General features: G+C 68.2%; 36 protein-coding genes and 1 tRNA gene. 3 read left to right on the forward strand and 34 right to left on the reverse strand.

Annotation, left to right across the window (positions count from 1 at the left end):
- Window positions 1–79: 79 nt before the first annotated feature.
- From ACIQF0_RS01225 to ACIQF0_RS01250, 6 genes are read right to left on the reverse strand one after another with little or no spacing between them, the layout of a single operon-like run.
- Entirely contained in the window at window positions 80–565 is a 486-nt protein-coding gene (locus ACIQF0_RS01225) for a hypothetical protein (RefSeq protein WP_401023307.1), read from the reverse strand.
- Between the two features lie 12 nt (window positions 566–577).
- Window positions 578–1,096, reverse strand: a complete 519-nt coding sequence (locus ACIQF0_RS01230) for a hypothetical protein (protein ID WP_401023308.1) — start codon at window positions 1,094–1,096, stop codon at window positions 578–580.
- A gap of 30 nt (window positions 1,097–1,126) precedes the next feature.
- Window positions 1,127–2,599 (reverse strand): phage major capsid protein, encoded by a 1,473-nt coding sequence (locus ACIQF0_RS01235; protein ID WP_401023309.1) that lies wholly within the window; start codon window positions 2,597–2,599, stop codon window positions 1,127–1,129.
- A gap of 13 nt (window positions 2,600–2,612) precedes the next feature.
- On the reverse strand, window positions 2,613–3,818 hold the full coding sequence (locus tag ACIQF0_RS01240; protein ID WP_401023310.1) for a head maturation protease, ClpP-related: 1,206 nt from the start codon (window positions 3,816–3,818) through the stop codon (window positions 2,613–2,615).
- Window positions 3,815–5,863: a phage portal protein gene (locus tag ACIQF0_RS01245; protein WP_401023311.1), complete on the reverse strand. Its 2,049-nt coding sequence runs from the start codon at window positions 5,861–5,863 to the stop codon at window positions 3,815–3,817. The genes ACIQF0_RS01240 and ACIQF0_RS01245 overlap by 4 nt, the downstream gene beginning before the upstream one ends.
- Entirely contained in the window at window positions 5,863–6,084 is a 222-nt protein-coding gene (locus ACIQF0_RS01250) for a hypothetical protein (RefSeq protein ID WP_401023312.1), read from the reverse strand. The genes ACIQF0_RS01245 and ACIQF0_RS01250 overlap by 1 nt, the downstream gene beginning before the upstream one ends.
- Window positions 6,085–7,052: 968 nt before the next feature.
- On the opposite strand from ACIQF0_RS01250, the gene ACIQF0_RS01255 reads away from it, so the two are divergent.
- Window positions 7,053–7,169, forward strand: a tRNA-OTHER gene (locus ACIQF0_RS01255).
- Between the two features lie 234 nt (window positions 7,170–7,403).
- On the opposite strand, the gene ACIQF0_RS01260 is transcribed toward ACIQF0_RS01255, so the two are convergent.
- Both ACIQF0_RS01260 and ACIQF0_RS01265 read right to left on the reverse strand, forming a co-directional pair.
- Complete coding sequence (locus ACIQF0_RS01260; protein ID WP_401023313.1) at window positions 7,404–7,595, reverse strand: DUF397 domain-containing protein; 192 nt, start codon at window positions 7,593–7,595, stop codon at window positions 7,404–7,406.
- A complete protein-coding gene (locus ACIQF0_RS01265; RefSeq protein ID WP_401023314.1) occupies window positions 7,592–8,443 on the reverse strand; it encodes a helix-turn-helix domain-containing protein in 852 nt (283 codons plus the stop codon). Before ACIQF0_RS01265 ends, ACIQF0_RS01260 begins: the two co-directional genes overlap by 4 nt.
- A gap of 185 nt (window positions 8,444–8,628) precedes the next feature.
- On the opposite strand from ACIQF0_RS01265, the gene ACIQF0_RS01270 reads away from it, so the two are divergent.
- Both ACIQF0_RS01270 and ACIQF0_RS01275 read left to right on the forward strand, forming a co-directional pair.
- Complete coding sequence (locus ACIQF0_RS01270; RefSeq protein ID WP_401023315.1) at window positions 8,629–8,985, forward strand: hypothetical protein; 357 nt, start codon at window positions 8,629–8,631, stop codon at window positions 8,983–8,985.
- 223 nt (window positions 8,986–9,208) lie between these two features.
- The gene (locus ACIQF0_RS01275) at window positions 9,209–9,388 is read left to right on the forward strand and encodes a hypothetical protein (RefSeq protein WP_401023316.1); all 180 of its coding nucleotides are present in this window, start codon (window positions 9,209–9,211) and stop codon (window positions 9,386–9,388) included.
- Here ACIQF0_RS01275 and ACIQF0_RS01280 read toward each other — a convergent pair.
- The 26 genes from ACIQF0_RS01280 to ACIQF0_RS01405 all read right to left on the reverse strand — a co-directional run bounded on the left by ACIQF0_RS01280 (window position 9,385) and on the right by ACIQF0_RS01405 (window position 22,481).
- Entirely contained in the window at window positions 9,385–10,830 is a 1,446-nt protein-coding gene (locus ACIQF0_RS01280; protein ID WP_401023317.1) for a terminase large subunit domain-containing protein, read from the reverse strand. The two genes, ACIQF0_RS01275 and ACIQF0_RS01280, sit on opposite strands and share 4 nt — an antisense overlap.
- A 10-nt stretch (window positions 10,831–10,840) precedes the next feature.
- Window positions 10,841–11,317 (reverse strand): hypothetical protein, encoded by a 477-nt coding sequence (locus tag ACIQF0_RS01285; protein ID WP_401023318.1) that lies wholly within the window; start codon window positions 11,315–11,317, stop codon window positions 10,841–10,843.
- Window positions 11,318–11,719: 402 nt separating this feature from the next.
- A complete protein-coding gene (locus ACIQF0_RS01290) occupies window positions 11,720–11,887 on the reverse strand; it encodes a hypothetical protein (protein WP_401023319.1) in 168 nt (55 codons plus the stop codon).
- Window positions 11,884–12,342 carry a hypothetical protein gene (locus tag ACIQF0_RS01295; RefSeq protein WP_401023320.1) on the reverse strand — a complete coding sequence of 153 codons (459 nt, stop codon included), beginning with the start codon at window positions 12,340–12,342 and terminating at the stop codon, window positions 11,884–11,886. Before ACIQF0_RS01295 ends, ACIQF0_RS01290 begins: the two co-directional genes overlap by 4 nt.
- 98 nt (window positions 12,343–12,440) lie before the next feature.
- Window positions 12,441–12,647 (reverse strand): hypothetical protein, encoded by a 207-nt coding sequence (locus ACIQF0_RS01300; protein ID WP_401023321.1) that lies wholly within the window; start codon window positions 12,645–12,647, stop codon window positions 12,441–12,443.
- Complete coding sequence (locus ACIQF0_RS01305) at window positions 12,644–13,078, reverse strand: hypothetical protein (protein ID WP_401023322.1); 435 nt, start codon at window positions 13,076–13,078, stop codon at window positions 12,644–12,646. The genes ACIQF0_RS01300 and ACIQF0_RS01305 overlap by 4 nt, the downstream gene beginning before the upstream one ends.
- Window positions 13,075–13,734, reverse strand: coding sequence for a hypothetical protein (locus ACIQF0_RS01310; RefSeq protein ID WP_401023323.1), 660 nt, complete (start codon window positions 13,732–13,734; stop codon window positions 13,075–13,077). Before ACIQF0_RS01310 ends, ACIQF0_RS01305 begins: the two co-directional genes overlap by 4 nt.
- A 102-nt stretch (window positions 13,735–13,836) precedes the next feature.
- The gene (locus ACIQF0_RS01315) at window positions 13,837–14,085 is read right to left on the reverse strand and encodes a hypothetical protein (RefSeq protein ID WP_401023324.1); all 249 of its coding nucleotides are present in this window, start codon (window positions 14,083–14,085) and stop codon (window positions 13,837–13,839) included.
- A complete protein-coding gene (locus ACIQF0_RS01320) occupies window positions 14,082–14,282 on the reverse strand; it encodes a hypothetical protein (RefSeq protein WP_401023325.1) in 201 nt (66 codons plus the stop codon). The genes ACIQF0_RS01315 and ACIQF0_RS01320 overlap by 4 nt, the downstream gene beginning before the upstream one ends.
- The gene (locus ACIQF0_RS01325) at window positions 14,279–14,599 is read right to left on the reverse strand and encodes a hypothetical protein (RefSeq protein WP_401023326.1); all 321 of its coding nucleotides are present in this window, start codon (window positions 14,597–14,599) and stop codon (window positions 14,279–14,281) included. Before ACIQF0_RS01325 ends, ACIQF0_RS01320 begins: the two co-directional genes overlap by 4 nt.
- Window positions 14,600–14,705: 106 nt before the next feature.
- Window positions 14,706–15,185: a hypothetical protein gene (locus tag ACIQF0_RS01330; protein ID WP_401023327.1), complete on the reverse strand. Its 480-nt coding sequence runs from the start codon at window positions 15,183–15,185 to the stop codon at window positions 14,706–14,708.
- A complete protein-coding gene (locus ACIQF0_RS01335) occupies window positions 15,179–16,213 on the reverse strand; it encodes a hypothetical protein (protein ID WP_401023328.1) in 1,035 nt (344 codons plus the stop codon). The genes ACIQF0_RS01330 and ACIQF0_RS01335 overlap by 7 nt, the downstream gene beginning before the upstream one ends.
- A complete protein-coding gene (locus ACIQF0_RS01340; protein WP_401023329.1) occupies window positions 16,210–16,647 on the reverse strand; it encodes a hypothetical protein in 438 nt (145 codons plus the stop codon). Before ACIQF0_RS01340 ends, ACIQF0_RS01335 begins: the two co-directional genes overlap by 4 nt.
- Window positions 16,647–17,066 (reverse strand): hypothetical protein, encoded by a 420-nt coding sequence (locus tag ACIQF0_RS01345; RefSeq protein WP_401023330.1) that lies wholly within the window; start codon window positions 17,064–17,066, stop codon window positions 16,647–16,649. Before ACIQF0_RS01345 ends, ACIQF0_RS01340 begins: the two co-directional genes overlap by 1 nt.
- Window positions 17,063–17,392 carry a hypothetical protein gene (locus ACIQF0_RS01350; protein ID WP_401023331.1) on the reverse strand — a complete coding sequence of 110 codons (330 nt, stop codon included), beginning with the start codon at window positions 17,390–17,392 and terminating at the stop codon, window positions 17,063–17,065. The genes ACIQF0_RS01345 and ACIQF0_RS01350 overlap by 4 nt, the downstream gene beginning before the upstream one ends.
- The gene (locus ACIQF0_RS01355; protein ID WP_401023332.1) at window positions 17,386–18,018 is read right to left on the reverse strand and encodes a hypothetical protein; all 633 of its coding nucleotides are present in this window, start codon (window positions 18,016–18,018) and stop codon (window positions 17,386–17,388) included. The genes ACIQF0_RS01350 and ACIQF0_RS01355 overlap by 7 nt, the downstream gene beginning before the upstream one ends.
- Window positions 18,019–18,104: 86 nt before the next feature.
- Window positions 18,105–18,653, reverse strand: a complete 549-nt coding sequence (locus ACIQF0_RS01360; protein WP_401023333.1) for a hypothetical protein — start codon at window positions 18,651–18,653, stop codon at window positions 18,105–18,107.
- Window positions 18,650–19,072 (reverse strand): hypothetical protein, encoded by a 423-nt coding sequence (locus ACIQF0_RS01365; protein WP_401023334.1) that lies wholly within the window; start codon window positions 19,070–19,072, stop codon window positions 18,650–18,652. Before ACIQF0_RS01365 ends, ACIQF0_RS01360 begins: the two co-directional genes overlap by 4 nt.
- Window positions 19,069–19,632, reverse strand: coding sequence for a hypothetical protein (locus ACIQF0_RS01370; protein WP_401023335.1), 564 nt, complete (start codon window positions 19,630–19,632; stop codon window positions 19,069–19,071). The genes ACIQF0_RS01365 and ACIQF0_RS01370 overlap by 4 nt, the downstream gene beginning before the upstream one ends.
- Entirely contained in the window at window positions 19,629–19,961 is a 333-nt protein-coding gene (locus tag ACIQF0_RS01375; protein ID WP_401023336.1) for a hypothetical protein, read from the reverse strand. The genes ACIQF0_RS01370 and ACIQF0_RS01375 overlap by 4 nt, the downstream gene beginning before the upstream one ends.
- Entirely contained in the window at window positions 19,958–20,608 is a 651-nt protein-coding gene (locus ACIQF0_RS01380) for a DUF5565 family protein (RefSeq protein ID WP_401023337.1), read from the reverse strand. Before ACIQF0_RS01380 ends, ACIQF0_RS01375 begins: the two co-directional genes overlap by 4 nt.
- A 1-nt stretch (window position 20,609) precedes the next feature.
- Window positions 20,610–21,107, reverse strand: coding sequence for a hypothetical protein (locus ACIQF0_RS01385; RefSeq protein ID WP_401023338.1), 498 nt, complete (start codon window positions 21,105–21,107; stop codon window positions 20,610–20,612).
- Entirely contained in the window at window positions 21,104–21,445 is a 342-nt protein-coding gene (locus ACIQF0_RS01390; RefSeq protein ID WP_401023339.1) for a hypothetical protein, read from the reverse strand. The genes ACIQF0_RS01385 and ACIQF0_RS01390 overlap by 4 nt, the downstream gene beginning before the upstream one ends.
- Before the next feature lie 246 nt (window positions 21,446–21,691).
- Window positions 21,692–21,931 carry a hypothetical protein gene (locus ACIQF0_RS01395; RefSeq protein WP_401023340.1) on the reverse strand — a complete coding sequence of 80 codons (240 nt, stop codon included), beginning with the start codon at window positions 21,929–21,931 and terminating at the stop codon, window positions 21,692–21,694.
- Window positions 21,928–22,128 carry a hypothetical protein gene (locus ACIQF0_RS01400; protein ID WP_401023341.1) on the reverse strand — a complete coding sequence of 67 codons (201 nt, stop codon included), beginning with the start codon at window positions 22,126–22,128 and terminating at the stop codon, window positions 21,928–21,930. Before ACIQF0_RS01400 ends, ACIQF0_RS01395 begins: the two co-directional genes overlap by 4 nt.
- A 53-nt stretch (window positions 22,129–22,181) precedes the next feature.
- Window positions 22,182–22,481: a hypothetical protein gene (locus ACIQF0_RS01405; protein ID WP_401023342.1), complete on the reverse strand. Its 300-nt coding sequence runs from the start codon at window positions 22,479–22,481 to the stop codon at window positions 22,182–22,184.
- Window positions 22,482–22,596 lie beyond the last annotated feature (115 nt).

The raw sequence follows: 22,596 nt of genomic DNA on the forward strand, positions 1-22,596 counted from the left end.
GTGGAACCGCACTGCGGGCATGCGGGGGCGCCCACCGAGTACCGGCAGGTACAGCCCCCGCACACCCACAGAGACACGGCTAGGCCGCCGTTACCGTGGCGCCGTCGTCGAGCGGCACGTAGAACACCGACCACTTGACCGAACCGGTGTTGCTGGCGGCGCACGAGAGATCGATCGAGCCCGCCGCAACGCAGATCGCCTTCGCCGCGAACCCCATGGGGATCGCTCCGGCGAGCTGCTTGTCGAGCGCCACCGAGAACGGCGTGGCGTCGAGATCCGGCGTGAGGCTGAGCTTCCCGCCCACTTCGAGGTTCGCGACGTCAACGACCGCGCAGAGGTCGACGTCGGATCCCGTGGTGGGGTTGGCGATCAGCTTCGTGTTGTTGGCCTGGTTCTGGATCGCCGTGGTGACCTCACCGATCAGGCCGGTGATGAGGACCCGGCCGCCGGCCACGGTGAAGATCGGCGACGCGGTGGTCTGAGGAAGAGCCGCGGTAGCGCGGTCGACCTTCAGCCCGAACAGGTTCTTGCGGAACGCTGAGCCCTGCGGAGGCGTGGGAGCCATGATCGCGTCTCCTTACGACAGCGGGGCGACGAGGTTGGCCGGCGCCCGCTCTGCGGCGAGGTCACGCGCGACGTACAGCACGCAACCGAGCTGGGCGTTACCGCCGACGTCGGCGACGTCGAGGGAGATGTAGTCGTAGCCGTCGGCCAGCGACGTGGCGTTGACCGGGATGACGACGATCTGCTGCTCCTCCGCCGAGGTGCCCGCGCCACCGGGGTCGGTGATCGTGGCGGCCGCGGCCTGGGCGATGCGGGCCCACGTCTCGTCGCCGTCCAGCGTCTGCTCGGACTTGACGTAGTAGTGGTCGATCGACGCCAGGTTCGCCGTGGTGCCGGACGAGGAGGCGGTGTGCTGCTTGAGGGTCAGCACCGGGTCATCGCCCGCGGTGCCAGCGCCCTTGAACAGCACGATCTCGATGCCGCCGTACATGCGCAGGTTGATGCGCTTGCCGGTGTTCGCGGCCGTCTGCATGTCGACCGGGGCAAACCCGATCGACAGGTCGAAGAGGCGGCCGAGCCCTTCCTGAGCCATGTCAGTCAGTCCTTTCTGGATTCAGCCGTCTCAGCGAGCCGCGAGCTCGACGAACGGGGACAGGGTCGAGCCGTTGTTCTGCGGCGTGATGGGGGACTGAACCCACGGGCGGCCGTCGACGCGCTGGATGATCCGGAACGTCGTCTTGTCCGAGCCGAACTGGTAGTCCGTGCTGGACGCCGCGGTCATGACCTGCCGGTCGCCGACGAGGTAGTAGGCGAGGTCGACGAAGGAGATGTCGCCGCGGGCGCCGAGGCGGCCGGCCTTCTCGGACACGATGATCGGGCGGCCGAGCATCGTCGCGGGGCCAGGGCCCGACGCGTTGACGAGCATGACCGGGGCGCCGCCGGTGCCGACGGAGAGCGCCATGGTGTAGAGCTGCGGGATGCAGTCCGGGGAGACGATCCACGCGGCGCGGCTCAGCGACGCCGGCAGCATCCGCGAGTACATCTTGAGGATGTTCTCGATGTAGATCGTGGACGCGTCCTGGCCAGACTCCGCGGCGACGGCGATCGCGGCGGGGTTGCCGTCGCCGAGGAAGCCGAGCGGCTCGCCCGCGCCGTTGCCCTTCATGAACGCGACGTCCTCGTAGAACGCCAGCGTCTTCGGCCACAGGTTCTCGATCAGCGCGGTGAAGCTGATGAGGCTGTCCTGCAGCAGCTCGGACGGGACGGCGGAGAGGCCCGTGAGCTTCTTCGCGTCGAGGGTGACCCGGCCGAACTTTGCCGAGGAGTCGGTGAGCGGCGCGCCCTCCTCGCCCCAGTAGGCGACCATGCCGCCGAACACGCTGGAGTTGTTGCCGACCGAGTCGATCATCGGGAACGGGACCCGCGCCGACTCCATCGGCACGACCGTCGCCAGAGGACGGACGACGGACTCCTCCAGAGCGATCTGCAGCAGCTGGCTGCGCAGGGTCTCCGGGACGAGGAAACCACCATCCGACGGCACGACCGAACCGAACGCGTTGGAGATCTCGGCGCGCTTGGCCTGAGCCTCCGGCGTGGTGTTCAGGTGCCAGATGTTGTAGATGAAGTCGTTGTGGTTGGCGAACTTCCCGTCCATCTTGGCGCCGAGCGCCTTCGGGTTGTGCGCCGTGGCCTGCTTGTGGGTCGACAGCATTCGGCCCGAGGAGCGGTTCTGCGGGTCGAGGTTGAGGCGCTTGACGTTCTCCTGGCCCTCGTCGTCGACGTCGTTGTCCCGCAGCATCTGCGCGACCACGCGCTGCGTCTCCGCCTTGACGGCCGCGCGGAGGTCGGTGCCTTCACCCTGCTGCTCGTCGGCGTAGGCCTGCACCCAGCTGGCGAACGTCGACGGGTCCTTCGCGACGTCCTTCATCTTGTTCGGGTCGCCGACCATCTCGAGGAGCTCGTCGGAGTTCTTCGGGATCGCCACGCCGGGCGGCGGGGTGAGCGTCGCTCGGTTGCAGATCCGGCCAACCCACCTCGGGTCGATGCCGCGAGATGTGAGCAGCGCACGCCGCCCCGGAGAGAGCTTCGTCTTCATCGTCACGCCCCCTTCAGGGCTTCGTCAGGCTGGCGAACGCGTCGTCCCAGGTGGGCGACGCTGGGGTGGCGGAGATCAGCGGGCTCCAGAGCTGCGCCCAGGAGTCCGTGTCAGTGGCGGCCTTGACCGGTTCGGGGACCGGGGCCGTTTCGGCGGGGACGGGTTCCGGCTCGTCGTCCGGGGTTTCTGCGACGGGCTCGGCGGGCGCCTCGTCGGATGACGCCGTGTCTGCCGGCGTCTCCTCCGGCTCGGTGCCGGGTTCGGCGGCCTCGTCGTCCGCCTGCTGTCCGGTTTCGATTTCGTCGGAACCGGACGCGTCGGGCACGACAACAGCGTCATCAGCGGGTGTCGGGTCCTCCGCAGGCTCGGGCGCTTCTGCTTCGGGCTCGGCTGCCACGGCGCTCCGCTCAGGCTCAGGTTCACCCTGGGGCTCAGGCTCGGCGGGTGCCTGCGGCTCGGGCTCCGCGACCTGGTTGGTGAGCGCGGGCGCCGGGGCCAGCTCGCGGCCGGCGTAGCGGAACGCGAACAACGACAGGTTGTGGCGGGCGGTCATGCGCTGCTGCATGTCGTCGTCACCGTCCTCGGTGTCGTCCTCGTCGGTGCGATCGGCGAGGCCCGCTTCAACGGCCTCGGCGCCGGTGAACCAGGTCTCCGCGCGCATCAGCTCGCGGAAGTCCTCAACGGACCGGCCGGACTTGCGGGAGTAGATCCCGGCGATGTTGTTGGAGTACCGGTCGAGCAGGTCGGCGGTCTCGCGCAGTTCGTTGGCGTCGCCGATGGCGATCGTTGAGGCGTCGTGGATCATGACCTGGCCGGTCAGCGCGATCACGACCTCGTCCGCGGCCAGCGCGATGAACGAGGCGGCCGACGCGGCGAGGCTGTCGATGAACGTCGTCTTCCGCGCCGAGTGGTTGCGCAGCGTGTTGTAGATCGCGATGCCGTCGTCGACCTCGCCACCGGGGCTGTTGATGTGGATGTGCAGCTCGTCCACGCGCAGGCCCTGCAGCTCGTCGATCAGGTTCTTCGCGGTCATGCACCGGCAGTCGTCGTCCCACCAGCAGGTGCAGCCGATGACGTCGTAGATGTAGATCGCCGCGGTGGACGGCCGGTCGACGAGGTTCTCGATCCGGTACCACTGGTTGGCGTTGACGCGCTTCTTCGGGGCCGCGGTCTTGCCGATCACGGCTCCTCGGCGTGCAGCCCTCGTCCGGTCCTTCATGAGGTCTCCTTGCCGGTCTGCGCACGCCAGACACCGGTGAAGGTGCCACGGCAACGGATCCCGCCTTCGCAGTCGAGGTAGCCCGCGAGCGGGTAGAGCTTGTAGAGGGCGGTGAGGTCGTCGGTGTCGCAGATCCAGCGGCCGTCGATCTCGCGGCACGGTCCGCAGGTGGCGCTGTCGAGCGTCTCCGTGGCGTAGATGGCGCCGACCGGCCCGGCCGCGAGCGTCGAGGCTCGGCCAGCGTTGATGGAGCCGTGCAACGCCCCACCTAGCACGCGCTTCGGTTCGGCGTCGGTGGCGGACTCCAGGTGAGTGCGCACCCCTGCGATGACCTCGTCCACGTCCGGGTCAGGCCCTGCGATGCGCTGCACTTCGCGTGCGGCCGAGGTCTCAAGCCCGCGGGCGAGGAGGTTGACGGTGAGGGTGGCGTCGGGGGCGTAGTCCTCGCGGGTCGGGTACACCGCGGTGAGGTCGACGTCCTGCTCGAGGGCCTCGGCTACGACCTGGCGTGCGGCGGTTTCGCCGAGCTGGTGCTGCGCGCTCTGCAGCAGCCCGACGGCGGTGCTGGTGTTGACCTTCAGGGTGGCGAGGTCCGCGGTGCTACCGGAACGCAGGATGCTCCGGACCTGTTCGATGAGCTGGACGATCCAGTCGGCGACCACCGCGGTCCACTGGGCGAGCAGCGCGGCGAGCGCGGCAGACCAGGCGACGTCCACAGCGGACAGGTCCGGTTCAGGTGGCGTGTCCTCGTCGGCGGCGTTGCGCACGAGGTTGGCGACGATGCGTGAGAACTGGGCGTTCGTCGTGTCGTCCGGCGTCGTCTGCTCGCGCGGAGGCGCTTGCGGCGCGGCGACAGCCACGCTGAACGGCAGCGCTGGCAGGTCGAACGCCTTGAGCGTCGCCTCCGGGTCGGCGCCCTGCGCGATCAGCGCGACGGCTGCGGCGACACGGGAGTCACGCGACGCGTTCTCGGCCTCGTCGTCTGCCGGCACCGGGCTGTCGAAGTCGAACTCGAAGTCCTTCGACGTGTCGCCGTACAGCGGCAGCAGGTCGTGGTTCAGGGCGCCGCGGATGCGTTCCAGGCGGGGGACGGTCAGCCACTTCGCGAAGATGTACTCGGCGGCCTGTGCGGCGGCGCGGTTCGAGTCCTGGTCGATGCCCAGCAGCGGGCGCGGGAACCCGAAGGCCTCAAGGATCTCGTCGCGGTCCGACTCACGAAGCTCCGTGACCTGAAGGTCCTTGATGCTGAAGCCGATCTCTTTCCACTGGCCCTGCTCCAGCACCGCGACCTTGTGCGCGTTGCCGACACCGCGGTGCTGCTCGTTCCAACGCAGGACGAGCTCGTCGAACTCGTCGTCAGACAGGCGCTTGTCGACCTGGATGATCCCGCCGGGCCTGGCGCTGTTGGCGAAGAAGTTGCGGTTCCACTCGGCCGCCGCGCGGGACCGGCCGAGGGTGATGAGAAGCGTGGCGATCGGGGAGCAGCCGCGGAACGGGTCGAGAGGGTTCGGGGTGCGGAGGTGGATGACCTCCTTGAGCCCGAGGGGGATGAGCTTGCCGTCCTCCGGGCTGCGGTACTGCCACCCGAGCAGGAACTTCTTCGGGTCGGGGTCGGGTTCCATTCGGTCCGGGCGGACCGGCCACAGCTCCAGCGGCAGCGTCTTGGCGCGCTTGTCGTAGGCCACCACCCATGGCGACTCGCCGGCGAGGTCGATGTGCTGCTGGGCGACCTCGACGAACTCCTGGCGTGGCATGAACGGGTTCGGCTTGGTCCACAGGTCCCACGCGGCGTGCTCGGTGACCTTCTTCCGGTCTTCGGGCTTGCCGGTCTTGGACTTGCGGTAGAGGTGCCACTCGACCTGGGAGACGGCCGTGCTGGTGCGCGACACGATGCCGTTGACCGTGCCGTTGGTGGTGAACGATCGAAGCTGCGTCTCGAAGCCGGCGGTGCTGCTGCCGGCGCCGAGCATCGCGCCACCGTTGCTGCGGCGCATCGCGAGCGGGACGGGCGCCTGGTTGAGCAGGGGACCGAGGAGGCTGCGCATCAGCGATCACCCGGCTCGGAGCTGAGGCCCTCGACGACCAGGACTGCGACGCCCGTGAGCACGAGGCCAACGCCTGCGCCGATCACCGCGCCAAAGAGAGCGGCTGCGATCGTCCAGAGGCCAGCGATGATCAGGGCGAAGCCGAGGAGGATGAGGGTCGCGGTGCGCGAGTAGCGGAGTCGTCTCAGCTTCACGGCGACCGCCGCGGGGCGGGCGCCCAACCCCACACCCCACGAGGGGGTCGGGCACCCGAGTCACGGCATGCAGGACGCGCCGCCTGGATAGGCGTGGGGTGGCGGCCGTCGACCTGCATGCGCACAAGGTAGATCGATAAGTCCTGTTCTTTCAAGCTCAGAACCGGACGACACGCCTACGATTCATCGGCGAGACCGGTTTGTGACCGTGGAATCGTCGGGTAACCGTGGTGGTTCGGCGCTCAGTCTCGTGTCTTCGGCTAGCCTCACTGCATCGCGCAGCTGGACTCGCTGGCCGTACACCGGTGAGGAGCGACGGCCCCTCGGCGCGCAACGCCGTCCAGTCGGCACAGGTTCAACCTGGAGGGGCCACCAACTCCATGCTCGCCAGTAGTCCAGCGGCCTAAGACGCCGCGCGCAGCGGGGATCGAGGCCCCAGCGGGAACCGTGAGCCGGACCAGGTGCACCTGAAGCCGAGCGCCCGCGAACCTGGCAGGGAGTGGCACCGCGTGCGGTAACTCTGGTTCGAATCCAGACGGCGAGCGCCTATCCTGATCTGCATACGTCGCTGAGTAGCTGTGACAGGTGAGGGGGCGACGGGCAACGCGGGGCACGGATCATCGTCGGGCTTCCCCCGCCGCCGGACGAGAACAGCGGACGCAGCGTCAGTGCACGGGCGTTGCGGAAGCGGGACGGCCGTCAGCCGTTCGCACATCGCCCGGCGCCGCCCGGCTGCAAACCTCATGCGGTCCCACGGATCTGGGCTCCTCCCTGGGTGTCATAGGCTGCCGCCCCCTCCCTGCAGTTCGCGCGAGCAGGTGACGACGGCTGAGCCCAGGTGAGACCGGAGGGTTCGACTCCCTCCGGCCGCTCAAAGCGTCGGAACAGCGAGACCCAGCCGTTTACTAGGCGGCTGGGTCTCGCTGCATCTGCGAGCTACCATCATCGTGTCGGGCTCTGGAACGCACAGCTGGCGAGCTGCCATCCCGGCTCCAGGCGAGGTAGTTCAGCGGCCAGAACAGGGGAGCGCCGCGAACGAGCGGCTGATCTGTCCGGACGGGCAGCCACTCGTGGTAGCTCCGCAGACGCGGGTTCGAATCCCGCTCTCGTCTCTTTCCCATAGGGCTGCCACCACCTTCGGGTGGTCCAGGAGATGCCACCGCTGGCTCGTGTGGCTGGACAAGCGCGGCCCGCTCACTGAGGTAAGACCCCCGGCCCGGACCAGCGCCGCGCCGGGGTGCTCGACCATCCCTTGCAGGGGTTCGCCGTGTCGACGGCGGCTGGCACACTACGCGCAGGGGCCGTGCTCAACGGCTCTGAGCACGGCCCCTGGTGTTGCGTGATGTTCAGTTGCTGGTGAACCCGTCGTTCTTCGCGGTGGCCAGGAAGGCGGACCAGCCATCCTGGCCGACCGTCAGCTCGACGGCCGTGTGCTTTGAGTCCCGAAGGCGATCCCTTGTGTGGGGAACCTCCACGCAGTCTGACGTGGAGCCACTGCGGGAACTCTTGCGCCACCGGAGCGGCGCTGCATCTGTCATCTGCCAGAACCCTTCTCTCTGAGCATCGAATCGATCGCTCGGAGAGAGTCTGCCTCTTCCATCGAGATTGACTGAAACTGGTTGAGCGTCTCGGTGTAGGGCGTGGTCTCGCCACCGTTCGAGAGAAACACGCCTGACCTGGACAGTTCCACGTGAACGACCGGTGGAGTCAACTCAAATTCGATCATCATGAAGGGACCGACAAGCCCCGGATGTGCCGCAGAGTTGACGGAAATCAGCCGGATCGTGACGTTGTCGCGCTCGCTCAAATCGAGCAGGTGACGAAGCTGGTTTCGGCGAATCAGGTCGTCGCCGACGCGGTTGAATCGCAGCACGGTCTCGTCGATGTAGGCGACGTACTCGACACCTCGGTCGAGGACCTGTTCCTGCCGTTTCGCGCGGGCCATGAGTCGTGTGCCGACCTCGGCCTCTGAGATGCCGTCGGCCAACATGAACGCGCGGCTGTACTCAAGGGTCTGCGCCAGACCGGGCACGAGCAGCGGCGACCAGTTGGTGAGGCGGGTTGCTTCGGCCTCGTAGGTGGCCAGCGTGATCGATTCTTCGGGCAGGCCTTCGCGGATGTTGTCGAGCCACGCCGGGTCGTTCGGTGTGCGCGCCATGGCCATGAGTTTCGCGTGCTCATCGCCGATAACGCCAAGGGCTGTGAGGAGCGAAGCGCACTCTTCGGAGGAGATCGGCTGCTCGCCGGTTTCCATCCGGCTCACCTTCGACTCGGACCAGCCGAGTTGGGCGCCGATGCTCGCCATCGACCGCCGAGGCTTGAGTGCTGTTCGAATCCTGCGGAGTTCCGCACCCAACCCCTGCGCCTTCTTGCCTGGCTGACTCACCGTCACTCCCAGATCACCCGATCGGAACTTGCAACCTTGCACGCCCTGGTCAAAACTTGCGCAAGTTTGTACCGTCTTGCAAGAGGAGATCGTCCCACAACATCGGGACACCCGCGTACCGCCCCGGAGTCGACATGTCCGATTTGGTTGCCGCTTCACCCAAAGGAACCCCAGCGCAAGGCGTCGTGACCGCACTGACCGCCGAGGACGCCGTCGAGCTCTTCCCGACGTTCGCAGGCCTGCTGCTGTTGAAGGACGCCGGCTGGAAGTTCTTCCCCAACGATGGCACCGAGGCCTTGCTCGACGGCGCGAAGGTGTGGCCGCATGGCTGGCGTGACGCCATTCGCGTAAACGACGTGAACGACGCCCTCGGCATGCGGCTCCACCTGCCTGGCGACAGACACTCGCCCGACGAGATCACGTGGGAGGAGACCGGCGGCCTCGAGGAGATCGTGCACAAGCTGCTCGCGCTGCCCCAGCCGGAATCCCGCCTCGCGCCCGCTCGCGTCATCGGCAGAGCACCGCAGCTGTGGATCCCGTAGCAGGCCCACCACAGTTGGGTGTCGGTCTCTTCCGGCGCCTCAAACACCTCGTTGAGGCCGACTCATTCAAGATCGACCACCGAGGCATCCCGCTTCGCATCGCATGGTGCGGCGCCGTCTCCATCGCCACCATGAGGCCCGGACCGCTCTCGTGGTGCCCCACCTGCTGGTCTGCGAGAGCGACATGTCCCAGCCCCGCCCTGAGTACGTCTCCTCCTTCCTCGTGCCTGTCCGACGACGCGGAGGCACCATCAACATCGGTGCTGCCGTCAACGATCGCGGGCAGGTTGTGATCCTGCCGCTGCCCGCGAACGAGCCTTTGGCGCTGTCGATGCACGAGGCCACCGAGTTCCAGAAGAAGATCCGCGAGGCCGTCGTCGACGCGTCGCAACGCCAGTTCTAGATCCAGCGCACCCGCGGGCCCGACTCAACGTAGAAGGCCAGCAGCAGCGCGTCCGCGTTGTCCGGCGACCGCCCGAGCCGCTTCTTCGTCTCGTCCTTTTTCTCGACGGTGATCCGACCAGACGAGTCGAGCGTGTACTTCGGCGCGGTCAGCTGGGACACCAGCCGCTCCCGGTCCTTCTCCTCAAGGTGCGAGAAGTCCCAGCCGCGCGACTCCGACAGCTGCCGGCCGATCTCCCACCACAGCTGCGACCGCAGGCGGGAGTACTTCTCGGGCTTGGCAGACGCCTCGGCGACGTTGACGCCGTAGATGGCCGCCTTGTGCTTGCCCTCCGAGCGCAGCTCCTGAAGCCGACCGACGACACCCCAGCCGATGCCGATCACGTCGACCTTGACGGCCGTCGCCTTGGTCTCCTCAATGGCCTGCATGACCAGGCCTACTGCGTGCGCGGATTCGCGGGTGCGGGTGCGCCACTCTCGTCCGACGACCATTCCGCGCCGCTCACGGATGCAGGTCTCGTCGCCGCCGGCACCGAGGTCGACGCCGAGCTCGATCGGGACGAGCTGGTCGGCCGCGCGCGGCGTGGGCTCGGGGCTGCTGCACGCACGCACCTTGGAGAGCTGGACGACGCCATCTTCGGAGTCGCTGGGGAAGTCGCCGGTGACCTTCGAGATGTAGGTCGGGGACTCGACGCCGTAGTCCTCGGCCATCTCCTCGACGTAGGCGTGGCTGACGAGGTTCGGGCGCAGGTCCTCCGGCACGTCCTCATCGGTGAAGTTCGGGGTGTCGAACGCGCTGATGCGGATGGTGTTCCAGCGTTCGCTCGCGCAGACGCGGGCGAAGTGGCTCGACGGGTCGTCGGGGTTGCCGATCGCGAGGATCCGGCAGTGCTCGCCGGTCGCGATGGAGTTAGCCGCAGTCCAGAACTGCTTGTTGATGCCGCACGCCTCGTCGAGGATCACGAGCACGAACTTCGCGTGGATGCCCTGGAAGGCGTGCGGGTTGTAGTCCGACGGCTTGCGCCCGAACGCGATGAGCTGCTTGCCGAGCTTCCAGTCGGTCTCGTTGACCCGGCCGGGGAACGGGTTCCCCCGCGCGGCCGCCTTCATCACCGCGCCGTTGATCTCGGTCCACAGGATCGCGCGCACCTGGTCCCCGGTCGGGGCGGTGGTGACGACGCGCGCTTCGCCGGGCGGGTGGGTGTCGAGCCACCAGGCCGTCAGCCGGGACGCGGTGAAGCTCTTGCCCGAGCCGTGGCAGGACTTCACCGCCGTGAGTCGGTGGTCCCGCACCGAGTCGGCGATCTCGATCTGCTTGGACCAGATGTGCTCGCCGAGCCGGTCCTTGATCCACGTCGCGGGCTGCTCAAGCCAGCGACGCTTCTTCGCCGCTTCCTCGGCCTCGCGCTCCAACCGCGCGGCCGCGCCGCTCAGCACCCCCACCGCTGGTCTCCTACGCGGCGTTCTCTACGGAGCGCAGGTGCCGGGCGGCGGCGACCTTCGCCTCGATGCGCTGGTCGTGTCCGACGTTGATGGCGATGAGGCCGGCGTCGAGGGCGGCGAGCACCAGTTCGATCTGGGCCTCTTCGACCTTCACCAACCGGTCGTCGATGTTCAGGCGCGCCATCGAGACGCAGAACCGTTCGCACCGGTCGAGCGCTCGTTCCCAGAGCGCGACCTCGCTGCGCAACTGCTCCGAACCGCGGGCGTCCTGGTAGCGGATGTTGTCCTGGAGGTGGTTCACCCGCTGCGCGAGTGCGTTCTTGAAAGCGACCGCTTGGCCGGCGAGCTCGGCCAACACGGTGAGGGGGTTGTCGACGGGCGCGACGTCGAGGGATGCGAGCGCCTGGCTCATCGCCTTGTCGAACTGCTGCTGGGCGACTCGCTCGGCGGCCTTTGCCTTCACCTGCGGGGCGCTGCCTCCGTGCATCCGGCACACCTTGCCGCCGCGCCGAGGCGGGTTTGTGCACGGCAGCCCCTGGCGAGTTGTGCCCTTGCAACGTGGCTTGTCGTCGTTGGCCCGCATGGTGCCACCTCCTTACATCGGATGATCGGTTGTATGTGGGCTGCTGTCCATGATCCGTCAGGCGGTCATCACGGTCGCCTGAGCCACGGCGTGCGCCCGGCGATGCCAGGCCAGTAGCGGCCGAAGAGCGTGGCCCGCGGGCGGAGTGTTGGCGTGGCGCACCTCGTGACGGGCCGCTGTGTGATTGTCAGGACGCGGCTCACAACAGCCACCAGGCTGCCAGCACGGGAACCGCACAGATCGCGGCGAGCAGCGCGACGATGGCGACCGCGAACAGCACGCCCGGCGGAGGCTCGCGGCCGGACATCAGGACGCGCCCACGAAGCAGAAGAAGCCGGCGTACCAGAACACGATGAACCCCACCGCGCCCAGCGCAGCACGTGAGCCGCGGTCGGAAGCCAGGCCAAGGCCCAGTGCGACAAGTCCCGCCACGCACAGTACGAGGCCCACGATCCCGAGAATCCACCTGTTCATGCCCTGCTCCTGTCTGCGTGACGGCAGGGCGGTTGGTCGTTCCAGTTCTGGTCGTAGTCCAGCCACACCATGCGGCCGGCGAGGACCCCGACGTTCGGTGGCTTCTTGTCGACCGGTCCAGCGAAGCCGATCGCGGCGTACTCGTCGTCGGTGAGCTCGCGGTCGACGGGCTCGCACCGCGGGTACACGTTGACGAGGCCGGCGAACGACCAGCGGAGCGGGCACAGGCCGGGCTGGCCGGACCAGTCGCGTTCGGACTGGTTGGCGAGGATGCCGCGGCTGATGCTCCACAACACGCCGGCGAGGCCTTCGCCGTGTGCTCGCAACGAGGGCAGCTTGATGGCCCACGGGCCTACCAGCACGACGGTGCGCGTGATGCCGCGTCGCACGGCGAGGTCGTCGGCGACCTCTTGCGCGGCGCGGCGCCAGCGGGCCAACCGGTGTGGCTCAAGCAAGCCGTTGCACAGCGGGGTGTCGATGGTCTTGCAACACCAGAGGGAGCCGTGACAGATCCACCGGCGCGCTAGCTTCCACCAGAACGGCTCTCGCGCGGTCATGGCTCGGTCACGACCCGGTTGAGCGGGACGACGACCGCCCCAGCCAGCTCGACGCGGGCCTGGAGCAGCAGCTCCAGCGCCTTGGCGACCGCCTCGTTGTCCTTGAACGGGCCGTAGGTGGCAGGCAAAGCAGGGGCTTTCGCGGGGACGACGAGGACGAGCTGCTGGTCGCCGCCGATCTGCAGGTACATCTCGTTGCTCATGGCAGCTCCGCTCCAGGGTGGTCTTGAACGCCGAGCACGTAGCCCAGCTGGGAGAGGCGCGCCCAGTTCCAGCACGTGGCACTGAACGCGTCGACCGCGAACTGCAACGCGGGCTCGCGCTGGGTCGGGTAGGAGCAGGCTGCCCACAGCAGCCGCAGCCAGCTGGCATCGATCCGGTCCGGCCCGTGGGGGTGGTACCTGCCGCCATGTCGCGTCTCACCGACCTCAGTGGACGGTGGACAGATTAGTTCGACCAGGCCGCCGGAGTAGCGGGCGAGAAGCAGGTCGCACCGTGGGTGTTCGATGCGGTACTCGGGCAGAAGGCCGAGAGCGGTGTCCACGTCCCTGACGTCGCGAGAGCCGTGGATGAGCCGAGCAGTCTCGATCGCTGGGTCGTGGCCGAGGCACACGAAGCTGAAGGTGCTGCTCATCTGCTGCCGCCAGCGTGGACTCTGGCCATCGCGGCCGCGGCGTCGGCGCGCGGTGCTGGCGTTGCGGTGACGACGTCCAGGAACCGCTTCGCCTCGTCGTCAGCGAACGTGCGCAGCCGTCGGTCGCCGTGGTGCGGGTGACCCACCGGGAGAAGTGCGACGCGGAAGTCGCCGAGCCGCTGGATGCTCTCCCACCTCTGGGCCCACCGGCCATCCCGTGCGCGGACCAGGACGGCGATCCGGTCGTGGTTGCTGGCGGGGTTGATGGTCACGACCCAGGCGCGGGCACCGCAGTCGGCGACGGCCGTGGACGCAAGGTAGGTGCACTGGATGACCTGCCTGTCACCGGTCACGACAACCTGCCTTTCGTGCCTGCTCGCGCGGCGGTGCGCCTGCGCGGCGGCGAGTCTGATCACCGAGGGCGAGAGCGCCCTGCCGGTGGCGCGCGTGTTGTGGCCGAACCATGAGCCGGCCGTGGGGTGAAGGACGCGGGCACCGCCGCAGGGGCAGCGCTCCAGCCAGAGCAGGCCGTTCTCGTTGGTGTGCCAGGACTGTCGCCAGCACTCGTGCCCGGCGGGCGGGATCGGTGCGCTGTACCAGGGAACGTCTTCGAGATGTGCAACGCTTGTGGGGCAACAGGTCTCGACCGTGCTCATGCGCGATTCCACCCTCCGAGGAACGGGGGTGGACTCCTAGCTCGTGGCAGATCCCACGATAGAACGCGTCGCGGGATTGCTTGTAGCGCAGCGCCGTCACAGTCATTCCGGCACCTCTGTGATGCGCTCGTAGATCCGCCAGCGCTCGCCGTCACTGCGCAGGAACCTGTAGCGGTAGAGGCCCTCGGTGTCCAAGCGCAGCGTCCCGTCCGGCTCGATGACGTCGGCGTCCAGGTCGACGGCGAACAAGAGGTCGGTGGCAACGCGGATCACCGTGCTGGCCCGGAGGACCACGCGAGTGCCGTCGCTGAGACGTTGGATCTCGGCGGTTCCAGGTTCTGTCGGGCTCACCACTGGACACCATCAACCGCGATGGCTGCCGTGAGGGCATGCGACCACACCAGCAGCCCAGCTACGACCAAGACCCTGCACACCCGGAAAACCCGGTCCACGGCCTCCTGGTCCTTCAGTTGCAGCCCGACCGCCATTCCGATCAAGCCAAGAACCGCGGGCGGCAGACCAAGCGCTGGCCACAGATCGGGGCTCACGCCAACCACCTCCGAACGTGGAAGTACGCGCGCTTCCACCACGGCCACGGGTGGCGGCCGAGGAGCTTGACGCGGTGGGCATTGCGGGTGCCTGCGTGCTCGGCGCGCCAGCGGCGGGCGATGCTCTCGTACTCCGCCTCTGAGAGAGCCCGGGGCACCGCGAGGATTCGGCCAGGCCGGACGAGTCGCGCGTGGGCATCCGGCTCGTGGCACAAGTCGGACCGGTCGCCCGCGATGCCGGCGGGCCACAGGGCGCACCAGCAGTTGATCGAGTGCCCGCGACACAGGCCGCAGTCGGTGTGGTTGCCGTAGCTCACGGGCTCATCACCGCCGAGCTGATGACGATCGTGATGATGCCCAGCACGGCGAGCGCACCCAGTGTGTAGGCGAGGACCGTGCACCAGGCCTGGAACTTGCTGCGGCTCATGGCATCTCCAGCGGGGTCCAGTCGGCTACGTCCTCGTCGGTGAGGAGGGTGACCGTGAACTGACCATCCGGAGTGGTCACGACGTACCAGCGCAGTTCGCTTTCGTTGTCCCACACGCTGATCGCGATGTGGGCTCGGAACGCGACGCGGCCGTCCGGCGCGAGACGCAGCTCTGTCGGGTTGGTGAGATGCGTCCACGGCAACGGCACGGTGCGTCGCAGTATGAGCCCGCCTTGCTCGGCGTAGAGGCGTGCCGGACCGTCGAGGTTCGCCGGGAATAGCGGCTGGTACCACTCGTGCGTCGTGGGCGTCTCCTGCGGCACCTTGTAGAACTGCGAGGCGGCTTCGTCTTCGCAGCCGAGCTCAGGGCATGGCGTGACGTGCGGCGTGGTTCCGTCGTCGGCGTTGCGGGTCCACGTCGTGTGGCCACCGGGGCACACGTACGCGTTGACCATTCCCGCTTGCTCGGTTAGCACTGGTCCATCCACCTTTCGAGGCATGGGGTCGACGAGGCCGGGTGGTGCACGAGGTGCACGGGGCGGCACATGATCTGGCTGATCCCGCCGCCCTGCTCAAGCAACTGCTCCCAGTTGTCCGGCAGGTTGAACCAGAGAACACGCGACATGCGCTCGATCTGCTGGCGCGTCAGGTACAGCGGGTCCGTGCGGATGGCGCCGCGGTGGTCGAGTTTTGTGATGCCCCGGAACGCCTGCTCGAACGTGAGACACCATCCCTCGGCGTGCGGGGTCGACTCCTCGACCGTAAGAACCTCGACCACGGGGAAGCCGTCGAGCCGGGACACGATCCCCGCGAACGGCTGCTCTTGCGTGCCTGCCTTCGGGAGCTGGTCGATCTGCTCGCGAGTCAGCTTGAACGGCTCGACACGACGAGGCGGGCGCGGCGGGGCGAGCATCTTGTCGTACACCGCCACGATCTCCTCCCACGTGATCGAGCTGGTCGTCGGAACGGTGGTGACGGTCTGGTTGTCGGCGGCGAGCGCGTCGAGCGCGGGCTCGACCAGCAGTTCGCCGCGAGGGACGGACGGGTCGACGTGGAACGGGAATCGCCCGACCAGCACCGGGTTGCACCAGCAGTCCGTGCCGCCCTCATGGCGGCGTGCAGGCTCGCGGGCAGGGCCGACGGAGGCACGCAGGTCGCCAGGAGTGAGGAACCCGTGCGGAGATCCGAGTTGGCCGGCGACCCAGTCGTCCATGGCCGTCCGACGCGACTGCTCCGCCAATGCCGCGTAGTTCGGCAGGGAGCAGCTGCTGTAGAACCCCAGGCGTGCCAGGTCGAGATCGAGCCGGGGGACGTCTCCCACGTACACCTCGTCGGCAGCTGCGCGGACAAGCGGCACAAGCTCGCGGGCGATGCGGTCATCCTCGATCGTGTTCCCGTTAGGAGGAACCGAGGATGACGAGCCCCGCAGCGCGGGCGGCGGCGTGCTGTTGCCACAGCCGAGGTACCGCAGCAGCGCTGCGAGCAGGAAGAGGCCTTGGGTCATCGCTTCGCGCTCCCCGCGGGGATGGCCCAGCACGCGTCGGTGCAATCCGCGTCGTCGTGGTCTGGGAAGCCGACGTTGTTCGGCAGCCCGAGCCGATCGTCCAGACCGTCGATTCCTAGGTGGTCGACGGCCCACAAGAACCACGCTCCGATGGGCGTTGGCCACGCTGCCCAGAGGCTGCTGCCGTGGTCGGCGAACCCGGCCCGGTCGAGCGCGGACATCACCAGGTGGTGTGTGCCCGCGGTGCCGCCGATCGCCGCCTCGATCTCCGCGTGCTTCCAGTCCTTCTTGGCGTAGATCTGGAGGATCGCGTGCGCGACCTCGATGCCAGCCTGCGGGTCGTTGCACGCGCAGAATCCGAGGAAGCCCTTGCCGTACACGAGCAGGTACAGGTGGTCCAGCACGTGCTCGTCTGCGTCGGACAGGCAGCCCATCACTCCTCCTCGTCCGGCCAAATGCGTCCGGCGATCTTGCGGGCTAGCCACTCGCGCAGGTCCCACCAGCGGCCCAGGGCGCGGTCGCGTGCGCGACGCCACGTCCACGGTGTTGGGGTCACCACGCGGGGCGGGTGCTTGCAGTGGTTGGTGCCGGTCGAGTCGGTGAGGTAGCAGCACGAGACTGGGATGAATCCGTTGAGCTTGCGGACGTTCACCAACGCTGGCTCGGGGTTGGCGGGCGTCTCGTCCGAGAACAGTCGCCTGGCCTGCTGGTAGGCGTCGTCGAGGAAGCGAGAGAGCGGGTTGTCAGAATTGCCCATCTGCTGCGTGGGCGGCGTGGACGGCTCCGTTGGCGGCGTGGCCACAACCGGAACGTTGAACGTTGGATCGACGGTGTAGTCGCCGTAGCGGGTCATGACGGCTTGCCGCCGATCAGGTACCTGCGGCGCGCAGTGTTGAACGGTGTCGTCTCGACCAGCTCGCTGCCTTCGCGGCGAAGCACACCGCCGAGCTTGCCGTTGATGACGACCGACAGCGTCTGGTCACCGAGCACTTCCTGGATGCGCCGCGCCAACTGGTCGATCTGTTGGTCGGTGGCGTCCTCACGGGACTCGAACACGATGACGTCGCCGGGCTGCACTCCCACGATCGCGACGCGCTCGACGATGTCAGGGGCACGCTTCGGTGTGCTCGGCGGCAGGGCGGGTTCGGTGGGCATGGACGATGCCGTCGGGATCACCATGGACGCTTGGCCTCCTCTGCGATGCGGACGCGCCGCTCGGCGTAGATGGGTTCGAGGAACGCCTGCATCTCAGGCGTGATGCGGGAGCCGACTGGAAGCGTTGCGAGCGCGCGGTGGCCGTCGTCGACCTCCATGCCGAAGCAGCGGCTTTTCCCGCAGGTGAAGCACTTTCCGTAGGTGGCATGCTCGAATAGTGGGTCGGTGCACAGGCAGAGTCCGTGCGCGCTTTCGACAGCCGAACAGCCGGAGTGATAGAGGCCTTCCTCGCCGCGCCACCACGGCGTGTTCTCGCGGTAGTTGCCGTGGTTGACGTCGACCTGGTCGCGCCCGCGGGATCGGCCGCCACACCACTCGCAGCGGGTGAGCGCCCACCGCCGGAACTTCTGCCACGGGTGGATCTGCAGGTGCCAGTGGTGGACGTGCAGCAGCCACGCCCACCGGACGACGTGGCGCTCCCGGCCGTTCGTGAGCTTCTTGCGCCGCGTCCGCTTGCATACCGCGCCCGTCTCGTGGCCGCGGGGTTCGCGGTGCCACACCGTGATCAGGGTCGGGAAGTACCAGCTGCAGCCCGCGACCGTGAAGAGCGGTGGCTTCCATGCCCAGCGCGTCCTCAGCCGTGTGCCCATGCGCGCAGACTTTGCGTCGTAGGACCTGTCGGCACGCTTCGGGAGAGGGCTCCAGATCTCGAAGGCAGTGGTTTCGGAGTCGTGCATCACGTTCCCTGGACCGGCTCAGTCGCGGCGGGGTGCCACGCGACGCTGGTGCCGTCGAAGACGAAGGTGAGTCCGCAGCGCGGCTCGATCGCCGCCTTCACCGCAGGATCGAGCTCGGCGTCGCGGAGGTGGATCGAGTAGAACTTGGCGTGGTGCAGGGGCCGCGGGCCGAAGAGGAAGTGCGTGCGCGAGTCGTTCTCGAAGTAGTCGTCGCGCTCCAGCGCTTCCCTCTGCTCAGCGGAGACGTCGCTGCGGGCGATCCAGTCCCGAGACTCGGTGGGCGGGTTGGGGCCGCTGGAGCTTCCGAGGACGTAGAGCCGGGCGGGGTCACGGTTCGGGATGTCCACGTAGAACTTGTGCGGCCACCCGTACTTGCGGTCGGCCCACTCGGCGCACCAGACGGGCTCGGCGGCGAGGTCGTCGGGGTTGACGCTGCCGCAGTAGGAACAGCGGCGGAAGTGCTCGCCGCGGACCGGTTCCCGCCACGACCAGGGGCCGAACCTGAACGGTGGTGCGCTGGCCTCGGGATGCACGCTCTGATCAGTCACGGCTTTACCTCGTGAGGGAGCAGGGGAATGGACAGCCCGGACATGCGGCACATCAGCCACGTCGGCCCGTGTCCCCGCAGGTACGGCAGACGTGTGCCGCGCTGCCACTCGCGGCTCTCGGTCGCTACCGAAAAGTCGACGTGCTGGGCAAAGTCGGCGTAGCTCGCTGGCCGCACGCTCCAGGCCGGGCCGCTGTTCGTGAGGAGTGCGCGCCCAGCCTTGACCGCGCCGCGCACCACTTCCTCCGCGAGCGCCTGCTCGACGTGGTCGAGGAATCCGGGGTCGTTGTGCAGCGGATCTGGGTACTGCCGGGCGATGCTCCAGATCTGGACAGCTCCATAGGCGACCTCGAACGTGGCCAGCACGTCGCTCGGCACGGTGACCTCGCGACCGTCGTTCCAAACGGCGTGCGCGGTCATCGGGGCGCCTGCTCGGTGGGCACGAGGTCACCCTCGATGCGGAACCGAAGCTTGTCCTGGGAGAAGCACTCCCAGGAGTCGCTGGTCGACGTGCGGACGTTCGTGATCGTTCGTCCTTCTAGCGAGAACCCCAGCTGCTCCAGCAGCAGCGCGAGGTCGACTGACTTGTTGACCTGGTGAGCGATCAGCCCGCTGTCGAGAAACGCCGCGAGCAGCCTGCGGGTGACGCGTCCGGCGCCCGCGGTCGGTTCCTCGGCGGCGACGCGGTCGGCGATGTCGAGAGCCTGCTGTTCGGTGGCCGCGGTCAGGTTGGTGAGCGCGCAGGCGTTGTCGGGCAGCAGCATGTCGCCTTCGGTCGCCAGCACGGCCTTGCAGTTGCCGTCGATCTCGAGGAGCGCGCCGGGCGGGAACGTCGCGGGCGAGGTCGCGTCCTGGCCGACGGGCACGGCGATGCGGGTCAGGTCGTAGTCGAGCAGCGTGGTGCCGCACCACGCGCAGCACTGCCGAATGCGCTGGCCGACGGTAATGACCGTGCCGACGATGTGCACGAGCGCGCTCACGAGACACGCTCCGGCCAGTGCCAGGTGCCGCCCGCGTGGTTGGTCTCGTCGTGCTTGCAGGCGTGCCGAGAAGATCCGGTCGGGTGCAGCACGGTGAGCGTGACGGCGTCGTCGTAGAACCACTGCTCGACGTGCCGGATGGGTCGGCCCTCGCTGCGGCTGAAGCTCTCGGCCTCGATCGTGGCGACCGGGATCCACGCACCGGCCTCGGAGACGATCGCGGCGCGGCACTCCGACGGGAAGACCTGCGTGCCGTCCTCTCGGACCGGGGTGCCGTGGCTGACGTAGTGGACGATGCGGCCGACGCTGGGCTTCTGCGTGTCGGTCATGCCGTGGCCACCTCGTCCTGCGCCTTGACGTAGGCGAGGGCGTCGCGGACCTTCAGCTTCGCCATCCGGCCGTCCGGGTGGTGCCAGACGACGCCTTCCCAGTTGCAGCTCGTGAGCAGCCAGTCCAGCAGCCCATCGAAGTCACGGGGGACGCTCTTGAGCCGCTCGGCGTCCTGGTGCCGGATGAGGCAGTGGATCGCGAAGTGCTCGGGGTTGCCGTTGACCTTTGGCCCGCACAGCTCGTACGTGCCGAAGTACGGGGAGCAGCCGATTCGGGGCAGCGCCTCGGCGAAGTACCGGTGGAACGGCGATTGCTCGGCCGGCACCCAGCCCACGGCCTTGCCCGTGACTGGATCGGCTTCCTCCAGCACGAACCCGCCCGGTGCGGTCTGGCCGCGCTTGACCTCGCGGCGGGCCAGCCACACACCGGTCAGGTCGCCGGGCTCGCTGACCTCGTCGGAGCGGACGGCGCCGTGCACGCGAACCTCGCCGTGCAGGGCGGGGAAGTAGCCCATGCACGTGCCATCCAGCTTCCGCGTCGGCGTGCCTTCGCCGTCGAGCACCCACTGGCAGTCGGGGTGGACCTCGCGGGTGATGAGCGCGGGCTGGTCCGGGTTGCGTCGGAACAGGGTCGGGATCTTGCGCACGTCAGCTCTCCTCGCTGGTGGGCACGTAGTTCTGAAGCACGTTGAGGGCGGTGCCGAACGCCTTGTACTTGCGGCGCGCGCGGTGGCGGAGGTGGAAGCGCCACCAGGGGATGTTCTTGATCTGGTCGTTGATCCGGTTCCACTCGGACCACACGTAGGTGCTGACGGCGTACCGCTCAAACAAGGTCGGGCGCTTCTCGCGGACACGCGGCGCGCCGACCTCTCCAGTGAGCGCGTTCTCCAACTCCTCGTCTCCCGGCGGTGGCACGGTGCGTACGACGACAGACCAGGTGGCGCGGCACATGCAGCTGTGCGGGTGCGCGGGCATGCCGTGCCTGGGTTCGCCGAGTGGAGCGGTGCAGCAGCGGTGCACGCCATCGGTGAAGTACGTGCAGCCGCCCGTCATCACCACCGGGCACGAGAAGTCGCCAGCCGGCATGCCTTGGCTCTCGGCGGCCAGCGCGGCAACGATCTGGTCGGGTCGGGTCTCCTCGGTCACGACGTGCGTCCCGCTGCAATGGAGAGCACGGCGTCCATGAGCTTGTCGGTGCGGGCGCGCTCGGCGTCGTAGTCCGCGCGCAACTGCTTCGAGTTGCTGGTGCCGCCGAAGTGCTGGACGAGCGCGTCGCACAGGGCGCGGGCGGCGTCGACGGGGATGTGCAAGGCCGGCGGCAGCAACTGCGCCTCGTCGACGACCTGAAGTTCGAGCCCCATCGATCCGATGCCGGTCGCGGCGTGGATCCGGCCGTCCGCGACCCGTCCGATGGCCAGACCGAGCGTCATCGCCATGGGGTTCTCGTGCAGCACGCCTGCGCGCCAGACTCCGCTCTCGAACATCACAGTCTCCTAGGGGTGTCTGAATCGAGTACGGCCTGCAAAGACTCGATACTCGGACGATCTTGATCGCGGACTAGCAGGCCCTTTTCGGAGAACCAGGCCTTGCACAGGCAGCGGTGCAGGTCTTCGTGCGCGGGCAGGTCGGTGCACCAGTGCCGGCCGTCGACCGACGTTGGGCACGGTGCGACCATCGGCTCGGCGCTCGCGGTGCAGAGGGCGGAGAACCACAAGGCCACGGCCGCCCCCTCAGCACGCGCTGACATGGACGAAGGGGCTGAGGCCTCTCGTGTGCGGCGCGAGGGTCATGGAGAGCCGGATGCTGGCCATGAATGCCGCCCGAGCCCGGTACGTGCAGAACCTGCAGACCGGGCCGTCGGAGAACAGCCACAACCGGCTGTAGCAGTCACGTGTCCGGCACAGCTGCTCACCGGACTCCAGCGCGTCGATCCGACGCAGCAGACCCGGCAGCTTCGTGTAGGCGTTCACGGGTTCACGTCCACTGAAAACGGCGGCATTCCGCCGTAGAACGACACCCACACGCACTCGCCCGCAGCGAGCCGCTCCAGGTCGCCGGGATCGAGAACACACCGCACGGACAGCCGCCGCCACCCGCTCCGCGAGTCATCGACCAGAGCCTCGACCGGCGCGATCTCGCTGGTGAGGTCGCCGTCCGGAGCTGACATGACGATCCGCTTGGCGCCAGGCCACACAGCTTCGTCTGGGATCGGAGCGGGCCTCATGACGCCACTTCCAGTGGCGTGTAGGCGAGACTGCAGCGGCACTTGTGCGTTCGTGACGTATGCCCGTGGTCGCTCGCGCAGTGGTGGACGTGGTGCTGGAACCTGCCGAATGGCATGACCACCGGCAGTCGCAGCCCACACCGCTCCCGCACCCGGCAGAAGCCCAGCACGACGAAGACAACCGCCCAGATTGCGGCCTTCAGGAGGTCTTCCCAGCCGTCGGCGACCACGAGGTACCGCACCGAGTTGCCGAACGCCATGATCAGCGCGACCACCCGCCACTGCGCCCCGGTCACGCCCGCGCCTCGACGGTCGCGCGGCCGCAGCAGGCCGGGTTTCCGTGGATGCTTCCGATGCTGCTGCAGCTCATGCCCACCACTCCGGTGCCTTCGGGGACACCAGGCGGTGGCG

The sequence above is a fragment of the Lentzea sp. NPDC092896 genome (assembly GCF_044754905.1).
Lineage (GTDB): Bacteria > Actinomycetota > Actinomycetes > Mycobacteriales > Pseudonocardiaceae > Lentzea.